The 22,613-nt window shown below is 68.3% G+C and carries 18 protein-coding genes, 2 tRNA genes and 1 riboswitch; of the genes, 8 read left to right on the top strand and 12 right to left on the bottom strand.

Features of this window, described 5'->3' with window-relative positions:
* Positions 1–32 precede the first annotated feature (32 nt).
* Positions 33–461, bottom strand: coding sequence for a DUF2069 domain-containing protein (locus AC07OD_RS15765; protein ID WP_218297728.1), 429 nt, complete (start codon positions 459–461; stop codon positions 33–35).
* A gap of 21 nt (positions 462–482) precedes the next feature.
* On the opposite strand from AC07OD_RS15765, the gene AC07OD_RS15760 reads away from it, so the two are divergent.
* The gene (locus AC07OD_RS15760; protein WP_494597426.1) at positions 483–1,733 is read left to right on the top strand and encodes a YihY family inner membrane protein; all 1,251 of its coding nucleotides are present in this window, start codon (positions 483–485) and stop codon (positions 1,731–1,733) included.
* 98 nt (positions 1,734–1,831) lie between these two features.
* Here the strand turns inward: AC07OD_RS15760 and AC07OD_RS15755 are convergent, their stop codons facing one another.
* Complete coding sequence (locus tag AC07OD_RS15755; RefSeq protein ID WP_218297726.1) at positions 1,832–2,164, bottom strand: Mpo1-like protein; 333 nt, start codon at positions 2,162–2,164, stop codon at positions 1,832–1,834.
* Between the two features lie 135 nt (positions 2,165–2,299).
* Between AC07OD_RS15755 and AC07OD_RS15750 the strand changes: the two genes are divergently transcribed.
* Positions 2,300–2,899, top strand: a complete 600-nt coding sequence (locus AC07OD_RS15750; protein ID WP_494597425.1) for a TetR/AcrR family transcriptional regulator — start codon at positions 2,300–2,302, stop codon at positions 2,897–2,899.
* A gap of 20 nt (positions 2,900–2,919) precedes the next feature.
* Positions 2,920–4,167: a DUF418 domain-containing protein gene (locus AC07OD_RS15745; RefSeq protein WP_494597424.1), complete on the top strand. Its 1,248-nt coding sequence runs from the start codon at positions 2,920–2,922 to the stop codon at positions 4,165–4,167.
* A gap of 60 nt (positions 4,168–4,227) precedes the next feature.
* Here the strand turns inward: AC07OD_RS15745 and AC07OD_RS15740 are convergent, their stop codons facing one another.
* From AC07OD_RS15740 to AC07OD_RS15730, 3 genes are all read right to left on the bottom strand, one after another.
* Positions 4,228–5,046: an alpha/beta fold hydrolase gene (locus tag AC07OD_RS15740; protein ID WP_494597423.1), complete on the bottom strand. Its 819-nt coding sequence runs from the start codon at positions 5,044–5,046 to the stop codon at positions 4,228–4,230.
* Positions 5,047–5,112: 66 nt separating this feature from the next.
* The gene (locus AC07OD_RS15735; protein WP_494597422.1) at positions 5,113–6,621 is read right to left on the bottom strand and encodes a DUF4303 domain-containing protein; all 1,509 of its coding nucleotides are present in this window, start codon (positions 6,619–6,621) and stop codon (positions 5,113–5,115) included.
* 42 nt (positions 6,622–6,663) lie between these two features.
* A complete protein-coding gene (locus tag AC07OD_RS15730) occupies positions 6,664–7,971 on the bottom strand; it encodes an O-acetylhomoserine aminocarboxypropyltransferase (protein WP_494597564.1) in 1,308 nt (435 codons plus the stop codon).
* A gap of 111 nt (positions 7,972–8,082) precedes the next feature.
* Between AC07OD_RS15730 and AC07OD_RS15725 the strand changes: the two genes are divergently transcribed.
* Complete coding sequence (locus AC07OD_RS15725; RefSeq protein ID WP_218297720.1) at positions 8,083–8,535, top strand: CBS domain-containing protein; 453 nt, start codon at positions 8,083–8,085, stop codon at positions 8,533–8,535.
* 23 nt (positions 8,536–8,558) lie between these two features.
* On the opposite strand, the gene AC07OD_RS15720 is transcribed toward AC07OD_RS15725, so the two are convergent.
* Positions 8,559–10,793, bottom strand: coding sequence for a sensor domain-containing protein (locus AC07OD_RS15720; RefSeq protein WP_494597421.1), 2,235 nt, complete (start codon positions 10,791–10,793; stop codon positions 8,559–8,561).
* Positions 10,794–10,973: 180 nt separating this feature from the next.
* Between AC07OD_RS15720 and aroC the strand changes: the two genes are divergently transcribed.
* Entirely contained in the window at positions 10,974–12,071 is a 1,098-nt protein-coding gene (gene aroC / locus AC07OD_RS15715; protein WP_218297718.1) for a chorismate synthase, read from the top strand.
* A 110-nt stretch (positions 12,072–12,181) separates the two neighbouring features.
* Positions 12,182–14,008 carry a bifunctional metallophosphatase/5'-nucleotidase gene (locus AC07OD_RS15710; RefSeq protein WP_494597420.1) on the top strand — a complete coding sequence of 609 codons (1,827 nt, stop codon included), beginning with the start codon at positions 12,182–12,184 and terminating at the stop codon, positions 14,006–14,008.
* A 10-nt stretch (positions 14,009–14,018) separates the two neighbouring features.
* Here the strand turns inward: AC07OD_RS15710 and AC07OD_RS15705 are convergent, their stop codons facing one another.
* The 4 genes from AC07OD_RS15705 to AC07OD_RS15690 all read right to left on the bottom strand — a co-directional run bounded on the left by AC07OD_RS15705 (position 14,019) and on the right by AC07OD_RS15690 (position 17,964).
* Complete coding sequence (locus tag AC07OD_RS15705) at positions 14,019–14,921, bottom strand: DMT family transporter (RefSeq protein WP_218341573.1); 903 nt, start codon at positions 14,919–14,921, stop codon at positions 14,019–14,021.
* Positions 14,922–15,118: 197 nt separating this feature from the next.
* Positions 15,119–15,568 carry a transcriptional regulator NrdR gene (nrdR, locus tag AC07OD_RS15700; protein ID WP_218297715.1) on the bottom strand — a complete coding sequence of 150 codons (450 nt, stop codon included), beginning with the start codon at positions 15,566–15,568 and terminating at the stop codon, positions 15,119–15,121.
* 21 nt (positions 15,569–15,589) lie between these two features.
* Positions 15,590–16,834, bottom strand: a complete 1,245-nt coding sequence (gene glyA, locus AC07OD_RS15695) for a serine hydroxymethyltransferase (RefSeq protein WP_218297714.1) — start codon at positions 16,832–16,834, stop codon at positions 15,590–15,592.
* Between the two features lie 35 nt (positions 16,835–16,869).
* Positions 16,870–17,025, bottom strand: a riboswitch (ZMP/ZTP riboswitch).
* Between the two features lie 96 nt (positions 17,026–17,121).
* Entirely contained in the window at positions 17,122–17,964 is an 843-nt protein-coding gene (locus tag AC07OD_RS15690; RefSeq protein ID WP_218297713.1) for a lytic transglycosylase domain-containing protein, read from the bottom strand.
* 945 nt (positions 17,965–18,909) lie between these two features.
* On the opposite strand from AC07OD_RS15690, the gene AC07OD_RS15685 reads away from it, so the two are divergent.
* On the top strand, positions 18,910–21,654 hold the full coding sequence (locus tag AC07OD_RS15685; protein ID WP_494597419.1) for a DUF349 domain-containing protein: 2,745 nt from the start codon (positions 18,910–18,912) through the stop codon (positions 21,652–21,654).
* 34 nt (positions 21,655–21,688) lie between these two features.
* Positions 21,689–22,126: a GNAT family acetyltransferase gene (locus AC07OD_RS15680; RefSeq protein ID WP_369643762.1), complete on the top strand. Its 438-nt coding sequence runs from the start codon at positions 21,689–21,691 to the stop codon at positions 22,124–22,126.
* 138 nt (positions 22,127–22,264) lie between these two features.
* On the opposite strand, the gene AC07OD_RS15675 is transcribed toward AC07OD_RS15680, so the two are convergent.
* Together AC07OD_RS15675 and AC07OD_RS15670 are read right to left on the bottom strand one after the other, a co-directional pair.
* Positions 22,265–22,349 (bottom strand) — tRNA-Leu (locus AC07OD_RS15675).
* 187 nt (positions 22,350–22,536) lie between these two features.
* Positions 22,537–22,613: transfer RNA gene (locus AC07OD_RS15670), tRNA-Leu, on the bottom strand.

The following is a 22,613-nucleotide window of genomic DNA, read 5'->3' as shown; positions in this document are numbered from 1 at the left end:
AGGGAGGGGGATGGCGCGCGGGGCGGCTGGCATCAAGAGGCCGGCGTGGCCGCGGCGGCTGCCGCCGCCTTCGCGTTGCGCTGGCGCAGCCGCACGTGCAGTGTGCAGGCCACGAACAGGGCCAGGCACAGCGCGACCTCGGCCCAGGCCAGCCATTGCGATGGCGGCCTGTCGCTCCAGCCGCGCACCACGCCCTCGGTGAAGTACAGCCAGATCACCAGGCTGACCCAGCGGTAGGTGTACATGCGGTTCTTGAGGATGCCCGCCAGCGGGATGCACAACGGCAGCGCCTTGAGCGCGAGCCAGGTTCCGCCGGGCCGCAGGGGCGCCAGCACCAGTTCCCAGGCCAGGCACAGGACGATGAGCGCCAGCAGGCTGCCGGTGGCCAGCCAGCGTGTGGCACGGACGCCGCTGTCGGCGGGGCTGGAAGGGAGGGCGGGGGCTCTGGGGGATGCGGTCATTGGGGTGGCATCATATCGGCCATGCCTTTTTCCTTACAGACAGTAGCGTCGCGCTTCGAGGCGCTGATCACGGAACTGTCGCACTTTCCCTGGAAAACCACCGCGCTGACCCTGCGTGAACGCTTTCGCGAGGACCATCTGGGGCTCACCGCCAGCAGCCTGACCTTCACCACCATCCTCGCGCTGGTGCCGTTTTTTGCCGTCGCCCTGGCCGTGTTCACGGCATTCCCCATCTTTGGAAAGCTGCAGGACGTGTTGCAGCGCTGGCTGGTGGACAGCCTGGTACCCGACAGCATCTCCCGCCAGGTGCTGGGCTACCTCACCCAGTTCGCGGCCAAGGCCAGCGGCCTGGGCGTGGCGGGTTTCAGCATCCTGCTGGCCACGGCGCTGGCGCTGATCCTCACGATCGACCGCACGCTCAACGACATCTGGCGCGTGCAGCGCCTGCGGCCGCTGGGGCAGCGGGTGCTGATCTACTGGGCGGCCATCACGCTGGGCCCGCTGCTCATGGGGGCGAGCCTGGCGCTCACCTCGTATGTGATGTCGGCGTCCGGCGGGCTGGTCAAGCGCCTGCCCGACGGCGTGCAGCTGCTGTTCGATTCGATCCAGTTCCTCGTGCTGGCGGCGGGCATGGCGTCGCTGTACCACTATGTGCCCAACACCCCGGTGAAGTGGCGCCACGCGTGGACCGGCGGGCTTTTCGTGGCCGTGTGCATGGAGCTGGCCAAGAAGGTGCTGGCGCTGTACCTGGGCAACGTGCCGACCTATTCGGTGGTGTACGGCGCGTTCGCCACGCTGCCCATCCTGCTCATCTGGATCTACGTGGCCTGGGTCATCGTGCTGCTGGGGGCGGTGGTCACGGCCTACCTGCCCAGCCTTCTCGCGGGGGTGGCGCGGCGTGGAACCGTGGCGGGCTGGACGTTCCAGCTGGCCGTGGAGGTGCTGCAGGAGCTGCACCGGGCCCGCTCTCACGCCATGAAGGGGCTGCGGCCGAGCCAGCTGGCGCAGCGGCTGCGCGTGGACATGCTGCAGCTGGAGCCGGTGCTGGAGGCGCTGACGGCCCTGGACTGGGTGGGGCAGGTGAGCGATGCGGCGATGAGCGTGTCGGACGTGCCCGAGTCCCGGTACGTGCTGCTGATCGACCCGCAGAACACGCCGCTGGAGCCCCTGGTGCACAAGCTCCTGCTGGAACGCTCCACGAGCCTGGAGCCCCTGTGGGCGCGCGCGGGGCTGGGCGGCCTGCATGTGCACGACGTGCTGCAGGCAGAGTAGGCCGTGGCCGGCCAGGCGGTCCGCTCCATTGTTTTGCTATTATTTTTATAGCTATCCGCGCATTGCAGTGAAGCGCCGTGGCCTGTTGAGGCCAGAAATCACAGGGACACCTTCCCCGTCCAGATGTCCTTGTACATCACCCAGTCGCCCATGAAGCTGTACAGGGGCCGCTTGAAGCTGGCCGGCTTGTTCTTCTCGAAGCCGAAGTGCCCCACCCACGCGAAACCGTAGCCGCAGAGCAGGCCGTACAGCAGGTACTGCGGCTTGCCCGTGGCGATGAGCATCGCCAGGCACACCAGCGTCAATGTCGAGCCGGCGAAGTGCAGTCTGCGGCAGGTGCGGTTGCTGTGCTCGCTCAGATAGAAAGGGTAAAACTCCGCGAAGCTCTTGAAGGCGCGCGGATCGGTCGTGGGGGCGGCGCTGAGGTCCATCGTTGTCTCCTGGTTGTTTTCAAGCGCTTTATACGCCCAAGCCCGTCCCCATGGCGTGCCGGGTTTGACAGGCGCCGCCGCGTGGTATTTAATTAATCGACTAATCGATCTATTAATAACCGTGCGAGGTGTGCGATGCGGACCGTGAACCCCGAGCGCCACCAGGCGCGGCGGCAGCAGATCCTGGAGGCCGCGGTGGCCTGCTTCATGCGCAAGGGGTTCCATGCCACGCGCACGGCGGAGATCTGTGCCGAGGCGGGCATGAGCCCCGGCAACCTGTTCCATTACTTCCCGACCAAGGAGGCCATCGTTGCCGCCATCGTCGAAGAAGACCAGCGCGAGACCGCCGGGCGCTATGCCGCGGCGGCCCGCGCCCGGAACCTCTACCAGGCGCTCCAGGACATCGTGGAGGAGAGCATCGCCCAGCTGGCCGACCCCGTGTACCTGCGCATCGGCGTGGAGGTGCTGGCCGAAGCGGTGCGCAACCCGCTGGTGTTTGCGAGCGTGGCCGGCAGCGAGGCGGGCCGCAAGGCGGCCCTGGTGCATCTGCTCGGCGCGGCCGTGGAGCGCGGGCAGGCCCGCCTCGCCCTGCCGCCGGCGCAGGCGGCGGACTGGATCCTGCTGCTGCTGGACGGCGCCTTTGGCCGGGCCATGGTGGAAGAGCGCTTCGACGCCGCTGCCTGCCGCACGCTGGTGCTGGGCGCGCTCGCGGCGGTGGTGGTGCCGGCCGCATGACGCGCGTGGCTTGCCCCGCCATGGACACCAACCCCTCGGCCCCGGACGGCAACCCGGCCCAGCCCGCCGGGGCGGCGGACCGCGAACATGCCATCGACGCGCTGCGGGGATTTGCCCTGCTGGGCATCGCCATGGTCAACGCGGGCAGCTTTGCGTCCACCTACTTCGGGGTGGGCGTGTCCGACCCGGCCTTCTCGCGGCCCGTGGACCATGCCGTGCGCTGGTTCGTGGCGCTGGTCTTCGAGACCAAGTTCTATCTGCTTTTCTCGCTGCTGTTCGGCTACAGCTTTGCGCTGCAGATGGACTCGGCCCAGCGCTCGGGCGGCGCGTTCGTGCCGCGTTTCCTGCGGCGCCTTCTGGGGCTGGGGCTGCTGGGGCTGGCACATGCCTGGCTGCTGTTCGCGGGGGACATCCTGGTGACCTATGCGCTCCTGGGCCTCGTGCTGCTGGCGCTGGGCCGGCTGCGCCCCGTGGCCGCCGTGGCGCTGGCCCTGGGGTTGCTGGGCATCATGGCCTGGGGCTGGGGGGCGATCGCCTGGCTGGTGGCGCTGGCCCCGCCGCTGGACCTGCCCGTGGCCGAACTGCACGCCAAGGCGCAGCAGGCCGCGCAGGCCTACCGCGCCAGCGTGCAAGAGGCGATCGCGCAGCGGGGCCGCGACATGGCCGATGGCGTGTGGTTCGTGCTGGTGTTCGTGCAGGGGCCCTGCGCGCTGGCCATGTTTTTGCTGGGGCTGGCGGCTCGGCGCTCGGGCTACCTGGCCAGGGTGGCGCGGCAGCCGGCCCGGCTGCGCCGATGGATGGCGTGCTGCCTGCCCGTGGGCGCGGCGGGGGCCTGGTTCTACGCGTCCGTGCAGCCCGGGGCCAGCAGCGTCACCCACCCCGAGCACCTGGGGCTGGCCGCGTTGGCGGTCGATCTGGCCACGGCGCCATTCCTTACCTTCGGGTACGTCGCGGCGCTGCTCTGGCTGCTGCAAAGCGGCCCCGCCGGCCGTCGGCTGGGCGCGGTGCTGGAACCGGCGGGGCGCATGGCGCTGTCGAACTACCTGCTGCAGTCGCTGGTGGGGGCGCTGGTGTTCACGGCCTACGGCTGGGCGCTGGTGGGCCAGGTGGCGCCGCTTCTGGTGGGGCTGGGCGTGCTCGTACTGTACGGTGCCCAGCTGGCGCTGAGCCGGCACTGGATGGCCGCCCACGCCTATGGCCCGGTGGAGTGGCTGCTGCGCGCCGTCACGCTCTGGCAGCGGCCGGCATGGCGCCGCCGCGCGCGCTGACGGCGAGAGCGCGCACGGTGGACGCGGGGACGCGGGCCGGCCGCGCCCTGCCGTGCTGGTTCAGCGAGTCAGGAAGTCCCGCAGCGCGAACAGCGTTTCTTCCGGCGCTTCGGTCATCTGGTTGTGGCCCACCGGCAGGGGCGCGACCTGCACTGTCCTGCCCGCCGTGCGCGCGGCGTTGACCAGGCCCTGTGCGGCCTTGGGCGCGGTCATCTGGTCCTGCGTGCCCAGTGCAAACAGCACGGGGCAGGTCAGCTGGGCCATGGCCGCTTCGCCGCCGCCATAGCTGTCGCAGGCGACGAAACCCCGGTGAAACACGTTGACGGCGGGGTTGCTGCGCAGCACCTTGCGCCCGAGCGCCATGCCGGCGCCAAACACCCAGGTGCCGGGGCCCAGGGCGGAAGGGGGCGCCGCCAGCGTGCTGCGAGAAAACACGTTGACCATGCGCATGGCCTTCTCGGGATCGCTTTGCGAGGCCTCGATGAGCGCGGGCGACACCTTCATGGGAAACGCCGTACCCACCAGCACCAGATGGCTGATGCGGTCCTTGAGCCGCGCGGCCGCCTCCATGGCGATGAGCGAACCCCAGCTGTGCCCCACCAGCGCCGCCCTCTGCACGCCGGCCGCGTCCAGCAGCGCGCCAATGAAGTCGGCGCCCTGCTCCACCGAGGCGGGCGCGTCGCCGCCGCTTCTGCAGTGGCCGGGCAGGTCGATGGCCAGCACGTTCCAGCCGTGGTTGGCCATGTAGCGGCTTTGCAGGGCCCAGACACTGTGGTCGTTCAGCACGCCATGGATGAAGACCACGGTGGGCTTGGATGCATCGAAGGCCTTGCCCCCGGTGTAGCAGTAGACGGGGCTCTCGTTGACTTGAAGTTGCATGGCGTGTTCCTGTGTTCGCTCTCTTGTGTGGATTGTCTCGGCGGAAAAGGGGCATGGGGCTGGCGCCTAGCCAGGTGCCTGTCCGGTCGGGGCCATCGCGCGGTGCGTGTCCAGCGCCTCCAGCCAGCGCAGCGCGGCATCGCGAACGCGGTCGCTCGGGTCGTGTGCCGCCGTGGCTTGCGCCAGGGAGCGCAGGTGGGCCGCATCCTGCTTCCAGTAGCCCAGGCCCAGCACGGCCAGGAAGCGCACGGTTTCCTCGGCATCGCCCGTGGCGGCGCGCGCCAGCGCGGGCACGATGCGCGGAGCCCTTTCGCTGCCCAGGGCGCGGTCTCCCAGTGCCATGGCAGCGTGCTGGCGCACGAGCGGCGTGGGCGAGCCCAGGCCGCGCAGGGCTTCGTCCACGTCCGCCGGGCCCAGCGTGCAGGTGCCGCGCCCCGGAGCCAGCTTGCCCTGCAGGGCAAGCCGGAGGGCAGGGTGCTGCAGGCCGGCGTGTTCCAGGGGGGCATAGTCCAGCGGGTGGGGCTGAAGGCACCGGTCCCGAAAGGGCCCCAGCGGCGCGGCCAAGCCGCTGGCGACCAGGTCGTCCGCCAGCGTGCCCACCTGCGACAGCAGCCACCGCCCATCCCCCAGCTGCCCCAGCGCGCAGGCGCACCCGAGCCGGCCCGCCCGGCCAAGGTGGGCCCGGCTGCCGCGTGGGACCGGCCGCAGCAGGTGGTGGCGCAGGGCGTCCAGCACCCCGGGGCTGGCGGATCCGATGTCGCCCAGGAGCCTGGCCGCGATGGACTGCGTGTCCGCGCGCTCCAGCAGCGCCAGCAAGGCGGGCACCGCGACGGGGCCGAGCCGCCGCAGCGCGTGTTCGGTGTCCTGCGTGGCATGGTCCACGGCTTGTTGGCGGCCCAGGCCCAGCTCGGGCGCGGCTTCATTGCGCAGGCATGCCAGGTGATAGCGCAGTTGCTGGTCCGGGGGCAGCGCTTCCACGCGCAGCGCCTCAGCGATGGCGGCCGCATGGCCGGGAAGCAGGGCGGCGAAGGCATCGTCTCCCAGGCAGCGCCGGGCCCACTGCACGCCCTCGTCGCTGTCTTCATGCAGCAGCACGGCGAAGTCCGGCGTGAGCCGGTCCGACCAGGGCGAGGCCCGCAGCGCGGTGCGCACGCGCTGGCATGCGCGCACCAGGGCCTCCAGGCATTGCTGCTCGGTGCGCCGCCAGTGCGCCACGTCGCCGCGGCAGGCATGTGCCTGCAGCTCCTGCTGCATCCGGGCCAGGGCTGGGCTGTCGGCCGGCAGGTCAGGCCAGCGCCAGTCCACCGGATTCCAGCGCAGGCTGTACAGCGTGCCGCCCCCGCCGTCATCGCCGCCACCCTTGGCCTGGGCGTAGGCCTGTTCGCTGTTCAGCGCGATCGCGGGCAGGAAGAGGGGGCCATCCAGCTCGCGGCCCATGCCGGCCAGGGCGACCGCATAGAAGCGGTGCTCCGGGTGCCCGGCAAGGACGGCGCTGGCCACCGCGAGCGCGGCGTCAAGGAAGGCCTGCTCGAAGGCGTCCCAGGAAAACGCGGGCTGTGGGGCTGCGGCTTGCATCGGTGTGGCTGGCGTGGTCGGGCCCAGGCCTTCAGGCGGCCTTCAGGCGGCCTTCTCTGCGGCCTTGAGGGCGCGCTTCAAATCGTCGATCAGGTCGTCGGCATCCTCCAGCCCGATGGACAGGCGGATCGTGCCCTGCGTGATGCCGGCACCCGCCAGGGCCTCGTCGCTCATCCGGAAATGCGTGGTGCTGGCCGGATGGATCACCAGGCTGCGGCAGTCGCCCACGTTGGCCAGGTGGCTGAAGACCTTGAGGGTTTCGATGAACTTCTTGCCCTGTTCGCGGTTGCCCTTGAGGTCGAAGCTGAACACCGAGCCCGCGCCGCGCGGCAGCAGCTTTTGCGCCAGCGCGTGGCTGGGGTGGGATGCGAGCATGGGGTGGCCCACGCGCGACACGAAGGGCTGAGCGGCCAGAAATTCGACCACCTTTTCGGTGTTGCGCATGTGCTGCTGCATGCGCAGCGGCAGGGTCTCGATGCCCTGCAGGATGAGCCAGGCCGTGTGCGGGCTCATGCAGGCGCCGAAGTCGCGCAGGCCCTCGCGGCGCGCGCGCAGCAGGAAGGCGCCCACGGTGCTCTCTTCGGCGAACACCATGTTGTGAAAGCCGTCGTAGGGCTGGGTCAGCTCGGCGAACTTGCCGGCGGATCTGGGGCCGTCCCAGTCGAAGCTGCCGCCATCGACCACGACGCCGCCCACCACGGTGCCGTGGCCCGAGAGGAACTTGGTGGCCGAGTGGTAGACCAGATCGGCGCCATGCTCGAACGGCCTGATGAGCCAGGGCGAGGTCAGGGTGGAGTCCACCAGCAGAGGCACACCGGCCTCGTGCGCAATCGCGCTCACGGTGGGGATGTCCAGCACGTCCAGGCCCGGGTTGCCCACCGTCTCGCCAAAGAACAGCTTGGTGTTGGGCCGCACGGCGGCGCGCCAGGCGTCGATGTCGCGGGGCTTGACGAAGGTGGTCTCGATGCCGAAGCGCGAGAGCGTGTAGTGCAGCAGGTTCTGCGAGCCGCCATACAGCGCGGTGCTGGCCACGATGTGGCTGCCGGCACCCATCAGCGTGGCCACGGCCAGGTGCAGCGCGGCCTGGCCGCTGGCGGTGGCAATGGCGCCGACGCCGCCTTCCAGCGCCGCCACGCGCTGCTCCAGCACGGCGTTGGTGGGGTTGCTGATGCGGCTGTACACGTGGCCGCCACGCTCCAGGTTGAACAGCGACGCGGCATGGTCGCTCGACTCGAAGACGAAAGAGGTGGTCAGGTGGATGGGCACCGCGCGCGCGCCGGTGGCGGGGTCGGGGCTTGCACCCGCGTGCAGGGCCAGCGTGTCAAAGCCGGGGTCGGAGTAGCCGGGCATCTGTGTGTCTCCCATGTTGTCAATTCAGCCGGGCATTGTGGGCTATATTTGGTGCGAAACAGCCTCTAGCGCCTGCCGCGCTCTTCCCGCCCTCTTGGAGACCCAGAAACCATGAAAGTCAGCGACATCCTCCGCGTCAAAGGGAACACCCTCTACACCGTCACGCCGGACGAGCCGCTGGCGGGCGCCGTGGATGTGATGGCCGACAGGGACATCGGCTCGCTGGTGGTGATGGAGCTGGGCGATCTGGTGGGCATGCTCACGTTTCGCGAAGTGATCCAGGCCGTGGTGAGGAATGGCGGCAGCGTGGGCACCCTGCAGGTTCGCTCGGCCATGGACGATGCACCCCTGACCTGCACGCTCGAAACCGACATGGACGAGGTGCGCCGCATGATGCTGGACCGCCATGCGCGCTACATGCCGGTGATGGACCGCAAGATGCTCATGGGCGTGATCAGCTTCTACGACGTGGCCAAGGCCGTGGTGGACAGCCAGAACTTCGAGAACAAGATGCTCAAGGCCTACATCCGCGACTGGCCGGAAGACGACGCCCGCGGCGGCTGACCACGGCCGCGCCCTGGCGGCGCTCAGCGCGGGCGCGCTGCCTGCGCGCAGAGCCAGGCCTCCAGTTCGTCCGGTGGCAGCGGCTTGGCAAACAGATAGCCCTGCATGACGGGACACCCATGCGCCTGCAGCCACTGCTGCTGGCCCGTGGTTTCCACCCCTTCGGCCACCACCACCATGCCCAGGCTGTGGGCGATGCTGAGCACCGACACCGTGAGGGCCCGCGCGGTGGGGCTGGTGGTGAGGTCCTGCACGAAGGCCATGTCGAGCTTGAGCTCCGAAATGGGAAGGCGGTGCAGGTAGCTCAGGCTGGAATAGCCGGTGCCGAAATCGTCCAGCGACAGCCGGAATCCCTTGCCGTGCAGCGCCTCGATGTTGGCCAGCGTGACGGGCCGCGCGTCCATCATCACGCTCTCGGTGATTTCCAGAAGCACGTCGTCCGCGCGCAGCCCGTGGCGCCGCAGCGCATCGCACACCTGCTGCGCAAGGTCTGCCTGGTGGAAGCTGCGCCCTGACAGGTTGACCGCCACGCAGGGCACGTGGTGGCCCGCCGCGCGCCATGCCGACAGCTGCGCACAGGCCTCGTCCAGCAGCCACAGGGTCAGCTCGTGAATCAGGCCGGACTCTTCGGCCACGGGGATGAACCGGCTGGGCGGCACCATGCCCCATTCGGGGTGCTGCCACCGCGCGAGGGCTTCCACGCCGTGCAGGGTGCCGGGCGCTTCGCCGAGCACCTGGGGCTGGTAGTGCAGCGTCAGGCGGCGTTCGGCCAGGGCCTGGCGCAATGCGCGCTCCAGCGCTGCACGTTCCTGCGCGCGCCGGTTCATCTCCGCGCTGAACAATTGCAGGCTGTGCCGGTGATCGCTCTTGGCCTGTGCCATCGCCTGGTCGGCATGGCGCAGCAGCGTCTCGATGGCGTCGCCGTCGTCGGGAAACATCGCGATGCCGATGCTGGCGTGGCAGACATGGGCCTGTCCATGGATGTCCATGGGCCGGGACATTTCCTCCAGCATGCGGTGCGCCGCCTGCACCGCTTCCTCGGTGGCGCACTCGGACAGCAGCAGCACGAATTCGTCGCCCGCCAGCCGGCCGATCAGGTCCCGCGCTCGCAGGCACTGCGTCAGCCGCCTGGCCACTTCGCACAACAGCGCGTCGCCCGCGGCATGCCCCTGCGTGTCGTTCACCTGCTTGAAGCGGTCCAGATCGATGAACAGCAGCGCGCCGGGGCGGCCGTCCTGCCGCAGGCCGGCCAGCGTGCGCCCGGCGCTGCTGAGGAACATCGCGCGGTTGGGCAGGCCCGTGAGCCCGTCAAAAAAGGCGAGGCGGTGAATGCGCTGCTGCGTGGCATTGCGCTCGATGGCCAGCGCGCACAGGTGCAGGCATACACCCACCAGCCGGTAGTGCAGCGCATCCGGGCCGCGCGGCTCGCGAAAGTAGAAGGCAAAGGTGCCCACCACCTTGCCCGTGTGGTCGCAGATCGGGCTGGACCAGCAGGCGCGCACGCCGCTGGGTGCGAACAGCGCGCGGTAGTCGTCCCACAAGGGGTCGGTGGCGATGTCGTTGACCGCCACGGGGATGCCCCTGAAGGCCGCGGTGCCGCACGACCCCGCACGGGGGCCGATGGGCAGGCCGTCGAGCGCCTGGCAGATGGCGGGAGGAAGCCCCGGTGCCGCCAGGGGGCGCAGCAGGCCTTGCTCATCCACGGCCAGGATGGAGGCGGTGACTTCGGGGGCGATGCGCTCCACTTCGTGGCAGACGAGGGCCATCAGATCGGCCAGGGGCAGTTCATTGACCATGCCCTCGAGCACCCGCTTTTGCAGCACCTCGTGCATCTTGGTGAGCGTGATGTCTGTCAGCACGGTGATGCTGCCGCCCGGCCCGCCCGAGGCCTCGTCCGATGCATTGATCATCATCGACACCCAGCGCGGCGCGCCGGCCCGGCTGTACAGCAGGGTCTCGGTATGGAAACAGCCCTCGGTGTGCATGCCGCTGCGGATGTCGGCGAGCAGCCCTGGGTCGGAGTGCGGGCCCAGCAGCACATCGCTCAGGTGCCGCCCGAGCACCTCCTGGGGCCTGAACCCGAACAGGCGGGTGAAGCCCTCGTTGATGTACACGACGAGCCTGGCGCTGTTGCTCATCACGATGGCGTTGTCGCTGGCATCCAGGGCCCTGCGCAGCGGGGCGTCTGCCAGGAGGCTTGCCGGTGGGCGGTCCAAAGGGGAGGGGGAGCCTGGAAGGTGCGGAGCTGAAACGGGCATGGTTGTCCCAAAGATCGTCCACCCATGCTAGCAAGCGCATCCCGCGATGCCAAGCAGGTTGGTGGCGCGTGGTATCCGCACCGCACGGAGGGCCCGCCTTCGGGCTCCTGGCGCACGGCACGGGCCATCACCCCGGGGGCAAGGCGCGGCCGTGCGGCCGCTCTGGGATAATCCCGCGCCATGAGCGGCAATACTTTCGGATCCCTATTCGCAGTCACCAACTTTGGTGAATCCCACGGCCCGGCCATTGGCTGCGTGATCGACGGCTGTCCGCCCGGCATGGCGCTCGCCGAGGCCGACATCCAGGCCGACCTGGACCGGCGCCGCCCCGGCACCAGCCGCCACGTCACCCAGCGCAACGAGCCCGATGCGGTGGAGATCCTGTCGGGCGTGTACGAAGGCAAGACCACCGGCACGCCGATTGCGCTGCTGATCCGCAACACCGACCAGCGCAGCAAGGACTACAGCAACATCGCCGAGAGCTTTCGCCCCGGCCATGCCGACTACACCTACTGGCACAAGTACGGCATCCGCGACCCGCGCGGCGGAGGCCGGTCTTCCGCCCGCCTGACGGCGCCCACGGTGGCCGCTGGCGCCGTGGCCAAGAAGTGGCTTGCGCAGCGGTACGGCGTGCAGTTCCGCGCCTGCATGACACAGCTGGGCGACCTGTCCATCCCGTTCGAGAGCTGGGACCACGTGCGCAGCAATCCCTTCTTCGCCCCCGTGGCCGACGTGCAGCAGTACGAAGATTACATGGACGCCCTGCGCAAGGCCGGTGATTCTTGCGGTGCCCGCATCCGCGTGCAGGCCACCGGCGTGCCCGTGGGGCTGGGCGAGCCGCTGTACGACAAGCTCGATGCCGACATCGCCCACGCCATGATGGGCCTGAACGCGGTGAAGGGCGTGGAGATCGGCGCGGGCTTTGCCAGCGTGGCCCACCGGGGCACGATGCATGGCGATTCGATGACGCCCCAGGGCTTTCGCACGAACAACGCGGGCGGCGTGCTGGGCGGCATCAGCACCGGGCAGGACCTGGAGGTGAGCATCGCGATCAAGCCCACCAGCTCCATCATCAGCCCGCGCGAATCGATCGATGTGCACGGCAAGAGCACCGAGGTCGTCACCAAGGGCCGCCACGACCCCTGCGTGGGCATCCGCGCTGCGCCCATCGCCGAGGCGCTGCTGGCGCTGGTCGTCATGGACCATGCCCTGCGCCACCGCGCGCAGTGTGGCGATGTGGTGCCGCCGGTGCCGCCCATCCAGGCATCGTTTCTGTAGGAATCGGCATGGCAGAGCGCACCGGGCCCGGCCCGGGCGCTTCGCCGCCGTGGTTTGCGGGGCGTGCAGGGATGCGCGCCCTTTTTACTGGACTGGACAAGGCACTCTCCATGCGCAGGTTGTTGGCACAGGCATTCCGTGGTTCAGGATGGGCGCGCGGCGGCGCGGTGCTCGCGGCGGCGGGCGTCCTCGGGGGCCTCCTAGCGGGCTGCGGCACGGCCACGCGATGGGCCGGCGATCCGGCACCCGCGCACATCGACATCACGCTCATCGGCTTCAACGACCTGCATGGCAACATGGAGCCGCCCCGCATGGCGCATGCCGTTCCAAGCCCCACGGGACCGGTGGCGGTGCCCGCGGGCGGGATGGCGTACTTCGCGAGCGCCATCGCAGCCCTCAAGGCGCGGGGGCCGCACCACGCGGTCGTGTCCGCCGGCGACATGGTCGGTGCGTCGCCGCTGGTGTCCTCGCTGTTCCTGGACGAGCCCACCATCGAGGCTGTCAACGAGATGCAGATCGACTTCAACGCGGTGGGCAACCATGAGTTCGACCGCGGCTGGCGCGAGCTGCTGCGCCTGCAGCAGGGAGGTTGCGAGAAGTTCACGGCGCGCCAGCCCTGCCAGATCAGCCAGCCATTCAAGGGCGCCCGCTTTGGCTTCCTGGCCGCGAACACGGTGCGCGTCGAGGACGGGCGGACACTGCTGCCCGCGACGGGGCTCAAGCGCTTCACGCAGGGTGGCACCACGGTGACGCTGGGCGTCATCGGGCTCACGCTCCAGGCCACGCCCACCATGGTGAGCCCCTCGGGCGTGGCCGGGCTGCGCTTCGAGGACGAGGCGGCCACGGCCAATGCCCTGATTCCCCAGCTCAAGGCGCAGGGCGCCGACGTGATCGCGGTCGTCATCCATGAAGGCGGCAGCACCACGGCCGGGGTGCAGGAGACCAGCTGCGCGGGCCTCTCCGGCGACATCGTCCCCATCCTGGAGCGCCTGGACCCCGCGGTGGACGTGGTGGTCTCCGGCCACACGCACCAGGCCTACGTGTGCGACTACGCCCGTGTGAATCCCGCCAGGCCCTTCCTGCTGACCAGTGCAGGCCAGTATGGGACGCTGCTCACCGACATCCAGCTGCGTGTGGACACCCGCACGCGCCGCGTGGTGCGCAAGACGGCGCGCAACGTCATCGTGCAGGGAGAGGCCTTCACCGGCAGCCAGGGACACGTGCCCATGACCTCGGCCGTGCCTTCCTTCCCGGCCGATCCGGCGGTGCAAAAGATCGTCGACACCTACCGCGCGGCGGCCATACCGCTGGCGCAGCGCCCGGTGGGGCAGGCTGTGTCGGCCCTGCGCCGCGTGCTGACGCCCTCGCTGGAGAGCGCCCTGGGCAACCTGGTCGCCGATGCGCAGCTCCACGCCACGCGCGCGCCGGAGCAGGGCGGGGCGCAGCTGTCCTTCATGAACCCGGGGGGGCTGCGTGCCGACCTGGTACCGGATGTGCAGGGCCTGGTGCGCTACGGGCAGCTGTTTGCCGTGCAGCCCTTTGGCAACCAGCTGGTCGTCAAGACCTTCACGGGTGCGCAGATCAGGGCGGTGCTGGAGCAGCAGTTCGCCAGCGGCAGCAACACCGTGCAGCGGCCCCGCGTGCTGTCGGTCTCATCGGGCTTTGCCTACCAGTTCGACCTGTCCCGGCCGGCGGGCGAGCGCGTCAGCCAGATGGTGCTGCAGGGTGCTGCGCTGCGCGACGACATGCCGGTGCGCGTGGTGATGAGCAGCTACCTCGACAGCGGCGGAGACAACTTCACCGTGCTGACCGAAGGGCGCGACCGCCTGGTGGGCGGGCTGGACCTGGACGCGCTGGAGGCCTACTTCCGCACGCAGAGTCCGGTGGCCGTGCCTGCTACCAACCGCATCACGTCCGTCGCGCGCGCCGTGCGTTGAGCGGCGGCGGCTATTCCTTGCCCGGGCGCAGTGCCGCCAGCCAGCGCAGCGGGTTGAAGCCCGTGACCAGGCCGGTGGCCACCAGCACGAGCGCGCCGCCCCAGAGCATGCCGGGGCCCAGGGCCTCGCCCAGGAACACATGCCCCCAGGCCACCCCGAACAGCGGGATCATGAACGCGGAACTCATCGCCGCCACCGGGGATACCTGGGCGAGCACGCGCAGGTTGAGCCAGTAGGCCAGGCCCGAGGTGGCGATGCCCATGACCGCCACCGCCGCCACGGCCCCGGGGGTGAAGCGGGCTTCGGGCAGGCTCCATGCGGCGCCCGGCAGCAGCAGCACCAGCGCGGCGGCGTGGATGCCCGCGGCGATCGACAGGGGCGACATGCGCGTGGTGGCCCGCTTCATCCAGGTGGTGGAGACCCCGTAGCAGGCCGACGCGATGATGCAGGCCAGTGCCGCGACCAGCAGGGACGGCGTGGGCTCCACCGGGCCGAGCTGCACGATCAGGGCCACGCCCGCGAAGCCACACAGGCAGCCCAGCCACTTGCGCTGGCTCAGCGTGTCCTCCTTCATCCACGCGGCCGCGAGCACGCTGAAGGGAACGGCCATCGTGTTGAGCAATGAGCTGTAGCCCGCCGGCAGGTGCAAGGCGGCCCAGGCATACAGCAGGAACGGCACCGCCACGGTGAGCGTGCCCAGCCCGAACAGCTCGCGCCAGTGGCGCCACGGCCAGGGCTCGCCGGCCGCCCGCATGATGGCGACCAGGGTCAGCGTGCCCAGCCCGATGCGCAGGGCGGCCATCACGTTGGGCCCCAGCAGCGGGCTTGCGATGCGGATGAAGAGAAACGAAGCGCCCCAGAGGGCCGACAGCAGCACCAGCTGCAGGAAGTGGCGGGTTTTCACCGCAGGCATTGTCGGGCAGCCGCGGTGTTTCTGTGCACCAGGGGGGTGTTTTGCCCATGAAAATAGCCTCTGGCGCTTTTACTTCAAGCGCCGAAAGCTATATTTTTGATAGCGCATCGCCAAGGTGGCCGCTGGGCCTGGCTGGCTGGCGGCGGGTGCGTGGGCAGCCCAGCCCGGCAACAAACGGGCCGTGGGCGCCGCGGCGGCTATTTGCGCACTTCGTCCACCATCGCGCGGAAGTCGTCGATGTCCTCGAAACTGCGGTACACGCTGGCAAAGCGGATGTAGGCCACCTTGTCGAGCTTCTTGAGCTCGCGCATGACCAGCTCGCCGATGCGGCTGGAGATCACTTCGCGCTGGCCGAGGTTGAGCAGCTTTTCCTCGATGCGCTCGATGGCGCTGTCGATCTGGTCCGTGCTGACCGGGCGCTTGCGCAGCGCCAGATTGAAGGAAGCGAGCAGCTTGGCGCGTTCGTACTCGATGCGCCGGCCATCCTTCTTCACGATGGCCGGGAAGCTCACTTCCGGCCGTTCGTAGGTGGTAAAGCGCTTGTCGCACGCGCCGCACTGGCGGCGGCGGCGGATGAACACCCCATCTTCAGACACCCGCGTTTCGACGACTTGCGTTTCCAGGTTGCTGCAGAAGGGGCACTTCATGGCGGCTGCTGACCGGTGAAGTTAACGGTAGACCGGGAAGCGGGCCGTCAGCGCATTGACCTTGGCACGCACCGCCGCGATGTTGGCCTCGTCGCGGGGGTTGTCCAGCACATCGGCGATCAGGTTGGCCGTGATGCGGGCTTCTTCTTCCTTGAAGCCGCGCGTGGTCATGGCGGGGGTGCCAATGCGCACGCCGCTGGTCACCATCGGCTTTTCGGGGTCGTTGGGGATCGCGTTCTTGTTGATGGTCATGTGGGCGGCACCCAGCACGGCCTCGGCTTCCTTGCCAGTAATGCCCTTGGCACGCAGGTCCACCAGCATCACGTGGCTTTGCGTGCCGCCGGACACGATGCGCAGGCCGCGCGCGGTCAGCGTCTCGGCCACCACCTTGGCGTTCTTGGCCACCTGCTCCTGGTAGGCCTTGAACTCGGGCTGCAGCGCTTCCTTGAAGGCCACGGCCTTGGCCGCGATCACATGCATCAGCGGGCCGCCCTGCAGGCCGGGGAAGATGGCGCTGTTGATGGCCTTCTCGTGCTCGGCCTTCATCAGGATGATGCCGCCGCGCGGGCCGCGCAGGCTCTTGTGCGTGGTGCTGGTGACCACGTCGGCATGGGGCACGGGGTTGGGGTACACGCCCGCGGCGATCAGGCCGGCGTAGTGGGCCATGTCCACCATGAAGATCGCGCCCACGTCCTTGGCCACCTTGGCAAAGCGTGCGAAGTCGATGTGCAGGCTGTAGGCCGAGGCACCGGCGATGATGAGCTTGGGGCGGGTTTCGTGCGCCTTCTTCTCCATGGCGTCGTAGTCCAGAGCTTCGTTGGCATCGAGGCCGTAGGAGACCACGTTGAACCACTTGCCCGACATGTTCAGCGGCATGCCGTGCGTGAGGTGGCCGCCTTCGGCCAGGCTCATGCCCATGATGGTGTCGCCGGGCTTGAGGAACGCGAGGAACACCGCCTCGTTGGCGGATGCGCCGCAGTGGGGCTGCACGTTGGCGGCCTCGGCACCGAAGATCTGCTTGACGCGGTCGATGGCCAGCTGCTCGGCCACGTCCACGTGCTCGCAGCCACCGTAGTAGCGCTTGCCGGGATAGCCTTCGGCGTACTTGTTGGTCAGCTGCGTGCCCTGCGCCCACATCACCGCGGGGGAGGCGTAGTTCTCGCTGGCGATCAGCTCGATGTGGTGCTCTTGCCGGGCGTTTTCAGCCTGGATGGCGGCAAAGAGTTCGGGGTCGGTTTGTTCGACAAGAATATTGCGGTCGTACATGATTGGCAGTCCTATGAACTTGTGTCCCTTGAAACAAGGGCTGCCCAGGCGAACGGCGGAACGCAGAAGGATGAACCCCGTGCGGCACGCTTCCCAGTGGTTCACAAGGGGCAAGCCCTTGCTGGTTTCCACGTCAGCGGCAGCACCCTGTGTGCGGGATGCCGCGCCTATCGCCAGTCGCGTACCCCGCTAGTGTAGCTGACGTGGCATGCGCAACCTGTGTCGCATCGCGCGAAGTGCCGTGCGCCCCGGGGTCATGGCGCCCCGGCCGGCGGCACAGGATCGGCTCAGAGCCCCGTCAGCAGAGCCACCTTGTCGGCCGCCACCGCCGCTGGCGTCGCGGGCGGCGCAGACACCGGGATGATCTGGGCGGGTGCCTGGGTGGACAGCGTGGGCGGTGGCGCGGTGGGCATGGAGCGGCCGCCGGCCACCTGGCGCAGGCGGAAATGCTCGGCCATCACCTTGGCGGCATAGCCGCCGTCGTCGGCCAGGTTGCCGGCGCCCACGTAAAAGCGTAGCCCGCCCTCCACGGAACCCGCGCGCGAAATGCATTCCTGCAGGACCTTCACGCCCACGCGCAGGTTGCTCACGGGATCGAAGGCCGCAAAGTGCCCCCCGAAGTTCTGGTACTTGTCGGTATGCACGTTGGTCATCACCTGCATCAGCCCCTGGGCGCCCACCGCGCTTTGCGCAAACGGGTTGAAGCTCGACTCGATGGCCATGATGGCCAGGATCAGCGTGGGATCGATCTTGGACTTCGCGCCAATTTCATAGGCCTCTGCCACCAGCACGCTCAGCGGCTCGGGGGCAACGCGGTACTTCTTGCTGAGCCAGAAGGCGACGGCGGCCTGCTCCTTGGGCAGGTCCTTGGGATTGCCCGCCGTGGCGCGCTCGCTGGCCTCCGGCTCGATGGGCATGCCAAGCACTTCCACCTGGCGGGCCTGCAGCCAGTTCATCAATTGCGCTTCGCCTGCCTGGCGCAGGTCCGGGCGGGCCGTGAGGGTGATCACGACAAAGGCCACAGCCAGGCCGATGAGGGCGAAGCTGTTGTGGGTGATTTCAAGAAAACCTTCGGTCACGTCGGCCACGAAGGTCCGCACGCCGGAGACTATTTTTCCTGACGCTGTCATAGCTCTTCCTTTCTGAAGCGCCGCACTGAGCCTGGGCAGTCATCGGTGACTGTCCCGTCTCAGCGGGTCGCCTGGATTGGTACGCCATCAAGTGGGCCGCACATCTCTGGGGTGCTTTGGGCCTGGTTTGACTTAGCCGGGTTCGGCAGCGGGTTGGGGTTTTTACTAGCCTGTTTTTGGGGCTGGCGGATTCTAGGAGGTCACTAAATGCTTAGTCAATACTAATGAATTGAATCATAAGACAAATAAGTTATAAAAAATATGTAAAAAATCACAGTTTTTGGGGTGCTGGCGGACGTTTGGGGCCTGTGGCCTCAGGCGGGTTGTTACAAGCTCATGTCAAATTCAATCGGTGGACTTTTCGCCATTGAGAATCCAGTTTGAACTGCGGCAACTACTTTGGTAAGGTTCAGTTGCCTGTTGATTTCAGGCATCGCCAGACGAAACCAAGTCTCCCTCCAAAGGCATTCAGTGCCCTGGTGCAGCAGATGAGGATTCCAAGGCACCCCCTGGAGGCAATACCTTGCCTCCTCGCAGTGTGGACCTTCATCTCCGCATTTGCGACCGATGGCAAAGACCGTTGTGTCAGCCGTCAAGCCCGGCAGGCAGGCCTTGAGGCACTGTCCGCCGGGCTTTCTTGTTTGTGCTGGCGGGCTGTCTGGGCTAGCGGCGCTTATATATAGATAATGGGGGCTGTTCCCTAGAGCGGCGACAGTTCGCCCGGAGTCGCGGGCGATGCCCCTTGCGGGGGTCGCAGCATGTCAGCCCGTCTGGCAAAGCCTTGTGCCAGATCACCCTCGGGGTTTGGCGCAGCGCCATGCTGCGGTCTGTTGGCCGAACCCGGTGAAAATAGTCTCCTTGTTGCCTTGGCGCGCGTGCAGTGCGGTTGCCAGGGCGGGCCTCCAGGCAATGCGCCTGGGGGAGCCTTTGTTATCCATTGGATCCATGTTTCCATTTTTTTCCCGCAGCAAAATGTCCGACGCACCTGAAGTGAATCCGGCCCCGGCCAAAACCCATGAGCCGCATCCGCTTGATGCGTTGACCGGCGGCGCCTTTTCTGCCGCCACCTCTGGTGAGCGCGCCTCCCGCATCCGCGACTGGCTGGCCACGCAGCCTGCCCCGGAGCAGTTGCAGGAGGTCTTCAAGGAGTTGAGCGGCCGTGACAAGGGCGCAGCCCGCGCGGTGCGCGAGCGCCTTGACGAAATCCGCCGCGCCAAGGGGCAGGAGGCCATCGCCGCCGAGTGGGCGGAAAAGGCACAGGCCCTTCTTGCGGCCCCCAAGCTCAATATCGCCGATGCCATGGCCTGGCAGCGCGATGCGGCCAAGGCCGGTGCGCCGCTGTCGCGCGAGCCGTTGTCGCTGCTCAAGGTGCAGGTCGCGGACCGTGTGAAAGTGATCGAAGACCTGCAGCATCGCGTGCAGGTGCAGCGGGAGGCCGCCGTGCTGCTGGCCCAGCGCATCGAAGTGCTTTCCACCAAGCCCTGGCGCGATGCGCAGGCGGCGCTCGAACTCCTGCGTGCCGATGTGGCCCGCTGGCAGGAACAGGCACAGGAACTCACCAGCGATGCCAGCTGGGCGAGCGTGGAAGCGCGCTTTCCTGCGCTGCTCGATGCGTCGCGCACCCAGTTGCTGGTGGTGTGGGAGGCTTTCCAGCCCGCCGTCGCCCAGGCCGTGGCGGCCGCGGCCGATGCCAGCGCTGCACTGCCGCCCGTGCCCGTATGGGCCGACGAGCTGCGCGCCGCGCGCGGCCTGCCCACGGAGGCCGCTGCTGCGGCGGCCGCGGCCAAGCCTGCGCGTGCGGCCAAGCCCAAGGCAGCTCCTGAAGTGATCGAGAAGGCCGCGCAAAGCGTGCGCGAAGCCCTGGCCGTCCTCGAAAAGGAAACCGCCGAAGGCCATGGCAAGGCCAGCGCGGGTGCTGCAGCCGCGCTGCGCGCCGTGCTCAAGGTGCATGGAAAGCACATCGACAATGCCCTGGAGCAGCAGGTGCACGCGGCCCTGGTGGCGGCTGGCGAGCTGGAGGGCTGGCAGCGCTGGAGTGCCGACCAGGTGCGCGAGGACCTGGTGGCCAAGGCCGAGGCCTTGCTCAACCGTCCTGAAGGCCAGGCCCTGGGTGGCCGCAAGATGCAGGAAATCCTGCGCAACCTGCGCGACCAATGGAAGCAGGCGGACCAGGGGGGCGCACCCAACCATGCGCTGTGGAAAAAATTCGATGAAGCCTGCAACGCGGCCCACAAGGTGGTCGAGGCCTGGCTGGACAAGATCCGCACGGAGGCTGCCGAGCACAAGGCGCAGCGCCTGGCACTGATCGAGGAGCTCAAGGCATGGTCGCAAGCGCACGCGGCGTCGGGTGACTGGAAGGCCATCAACCGCGCGCTCCACCAGTTTGGCGACCGCTGGCGCGAAGGTGGTCATGTGGGCGAGAAGATCTTTGCCGAGCTGCAGCCCTTGTGGAAGCAGGCCATCGCCTCGGCGGCGGCCCCGCTGGAAGCAGCCCAGAAGGAGAGCCTGGCGCGTCGCCACGCCATGATCGACGAAGCCACCGCATTGGGGGCTGCGCCCGCGCTGCGCATCGATGCGGTCAAGGCGCTCCAGCAGCGCTGGCAGGCCGAGGCGCAGACGGTGCCGCTGGACCGCAAGCACGAGCAAAAGCTGTGGGATGCGTTCCGCAAGCCCATCGACGAGGCTTTCAACCGCAAGTCCGCAGACCGTGAGCGCGCAGTCACCGAATTGAGCGCCCGCGACCGCGTGGTGCTGGAGGCCTCCAAGTCCCTGGAAGCCGCCAATGCGACGGGGGATGCGCAGCAGATCCGCTCTGCCATGCAGGCGCTGGAGGCCGCGCTGCGCGGTCAGGCGCAGGCCGCGCAGGCCGTGGCCTCGGCGCAGAAGGACGAGCAGAGCCAGTCCGCCATGGCGGCTGAATCCGCTTCGGAAGCTCCGGCGGATCCGGTGGCCGAGGGTGTGGAGGCGGAGCCGGTGGCTTGCGCACCGGCGCCCGTGGCACCCAAGCCCGTGGCGCGGCCCGTGGTGGCCGTGCGCGGTGACGACCGGCCGGGCATGAAGAAGGATGCGCCTGCTGCGCCGGGCCGTGGTGCGCGCCCCGGCGACCGCCGGGATGGCCGCCCTGGCGACCGTGATGCCGGCCGTGGCGGCCCGCGTCCAGACGGCCGTTTTGGCGACCGCAATGACCGGGGTGGCCGTTTCGGCGACCGTCCTGCGCAGGAAGACCGGGGCCCGCGCCTGGGAGACACCGCTTTCCGCGCGCAGCGCGAAGCCATGGAGCATGCCCAGCTGGCCCTGAAAAAACTGGCGGCGCAAGCCCACGGCGAGGCACTGACGCAATTGCTGACCGCGTGGGAAAAGCGCGACGCGGGCCTGGTGCCCAGCACGCAGGATCTCGGAGCGGGTGTGACGGCATCGGTGCGCAACGCCTGGGCGCAGGCCCTGTCGGCGGCGCCGAAGGGCGATGCCTCGGAAGCGCTGCTGCGCCTGGAGATGGCCGCAGAGGCGCCCACGCCCGCGGAGCACATCGCCGCCCGGCGCATGCTGCAGCTGCAACTGCTCACGCGCCGCAACGATCCCGCGCCAGCGCAGACCTGGGGGCAGGACGCGGCCCGCGTGCTGGCCAGCGCCAGCGACGCGGCCAATGCGCGCCGCCTTCAGAACGCGCTCAAGGCACTGCTGCGCAAGTAAGAGGGCCAAAGAAGCGATGGCTGGCGGGTTGCCGGTGCACATCCGGCCTTTCGGGGCGGCCGATGAGGCTGCCGCGGTGGCGCTGTGGCACGACTGCGGGCTCGTCCGCCCCTGGAACGATCCTCACAAGGACATCGCCCGCAAGCTTCTGGTGCAGCCAGAACTTTTTCTGGTGGCGGTGGTGCCGGCGCGAGACGGCATGGCGGAACGGCTCGTGGGCACCGCCATGGCGGGCTATGACGGCCACCGGGGCTCCGTGTACTACCTCGCGGTGGCACCGGGGCATCAGCGGCTGGCGCTGGGGCGCCGTCTCATGGCGGAGGTGGAGCTGCGCTTGCTGCGGCTCGGGTGTCCCAAGGTCAATGTGCTGGTGCGTACCAGCAATGCCCGGGTCCTGCATTTCTACGATGCCCTCGGCTATGCGCGCGACGAGGCGTTTTCACTGGGAAAGCGGTTGATACCTGATCTTTGAGCAGGGCCGGGGAGGGCTTGTCCGGAGCGTAGACTGCGCAGGGCATTGATGGCCACGAAGAGCCGCCCGTTGCCCACCTGTCGAGGGCGGGGCAGGAATAAAAAAAGCCGTTGCGGTTGCAACGGCTTTTTTATTGTTTGGTGCCCAGGAGAGGACTCGAACCTCCACGATGTTACTCGCTAGTACCTGAAACTAGTGCGTCTACCAATTCCGCCACCTGGGCTTTCAGATCAGCCTTGAATTATAGAACAAGTAATTGCGGCTTCTGGCGAGTGGATGAAGATTTTTTTAAATTCATTCCGCCAGCGTCTCGGGAAGCGGCGTCGGGGCATGGAGGCGGGAAATAAAAAAGCCGCTGTATTCACAGCGGCTTCGATATTTTGAAAACCTTCACAGGTTCTCGTTAAACTTGGTGCCCAGGAGAGGACTCGAACCTCCACGATGTTACTCGCTAGTACCTGAAACTAGTGCGTCTACCAATTCCGCC

Source organism: Acidovorax sp. GW821-FHT10E03 (genome assembly GCF_059415205.1).
Note: the sequence above shows the minus strand (reverse complement) of the source record. Positions and strands in the feature narration are given on the sequence as shown.

Coding starts and splice junctions, on each gene's coding strand:
- AC07OD_RS15765 (WP_218297728.1), bottom strand. CDS start 461: ATGACCGCATCCCCCAGAGCCCCCGCCCTCCCTTCCAGCCCCGCCGAC.
- AC07OD_RS15760 (WP_494597426.1), top strand. CDS start 483: ATGCCTTTTTCCTTACAGACAGTAGCGTCGCGCTTCGAGGCGCTGATC.
- AC07OD_RS15755 (WP_218297726.1), bottom strand. CDS start 2,164: ATGGACCTCAGCGCCGCCCCCACGACCGATCCGCGCGCCTTCAAGAGC.
- AC07OD_RS15750 (WP_494597425.1), top strand. CDS start 2,300: ATGCGGACCGTGAACCCCGAGCGCCACCAGGCGCGGCGGCAGCAGATC.
- AC07OD_RS15745 (WP_494597424.1), top strand. CDS start 2,920: ATGGACACCAACCCCTCGGCCCCGGACGGCAACCCGGCCCAGCCCGCC.
- AC07OD_RS15740 (WP_494597423.1), bottom strand. CDS start 5,046: ATGCAACTTCAAGTCAACGAGAGCCCCGTCTACTGCTACACCGGGGGC.
- AC07OD_RS15735 (WP_494597422.1), bottom strand. CDS start 6,621: ATGCAAGCCGCAGCCCCACAGCCCGCGTTTTCCTGGGACGCCTTCGAG.
- AC07OD_RS15730 (WP_494597564.1), bottom strand. CDS start 7,971: ATGCCCGGCTACTCCGACCCCGGCTTTGACACGCTGGCCCTGCACGCG.
- AC07OD_RS15725 (WP_218297720.1), top strand. CDS start 8,083: ATGAAAGTCAGCGACATCCTCCGCGTCAAAGGGAACACCCTCTACACC.
- AC07OD_RS15720 (WP_494597421.1), bottom strand. CDS start 10,793: ATGCCCGTTTCAGCTCCGCACCTTCCAGGCTCCCCCTCCCCTTTGGAC.
- aroC (WP_218297718.1), top strand. CDS start 10,974: ATGAGCGGCAATACTTTCGGATCCCTATTCGCAGTCACCAACTTTGGT.
- AC07OD_RS15710 (WP_494597420.1), top strand. CDS start 12,182: ATGCGCAGGTTGTTGGCACAGGCATTCCGTGGTTCAGGATGGGCGCGC.
- AC07OD_RS15705 (WP_218341573.1), bottom strand. CDS start 14,921: ATGCCTGCGGTGAAAACCCGCCACTTCCTGCAGCTGGTGCTGCTGTCG.
- nrdR (WP_218297715.1), bottom strand. CDS start 15,568: ATGAAGTGCCCCTTCTGCAGCAACCTGGAAACGCAAGTCGTCGAAACG.
- glyA (WP_218297714.1), bottom strand. CDS start 16,834: ATGTACGACCGCAATATTCTTGTCGAACAAACCGACCCCGAACTCTTT.
- AC07OD_RS15690 (WP_218297713.1), bottom strand. CDS start 17,964: ATGACAGCGTCAGGAAAAATAGTCTCCGGCGTGCGGACCTTCGTGGCC.
- AC07OD_RS15685 (WP_494597419.1), top strand. CDS start 18,910: ATGTTTCCATTTTTTTCCCGCAGCAAAATGTCCGACGCACCTGAAGTG.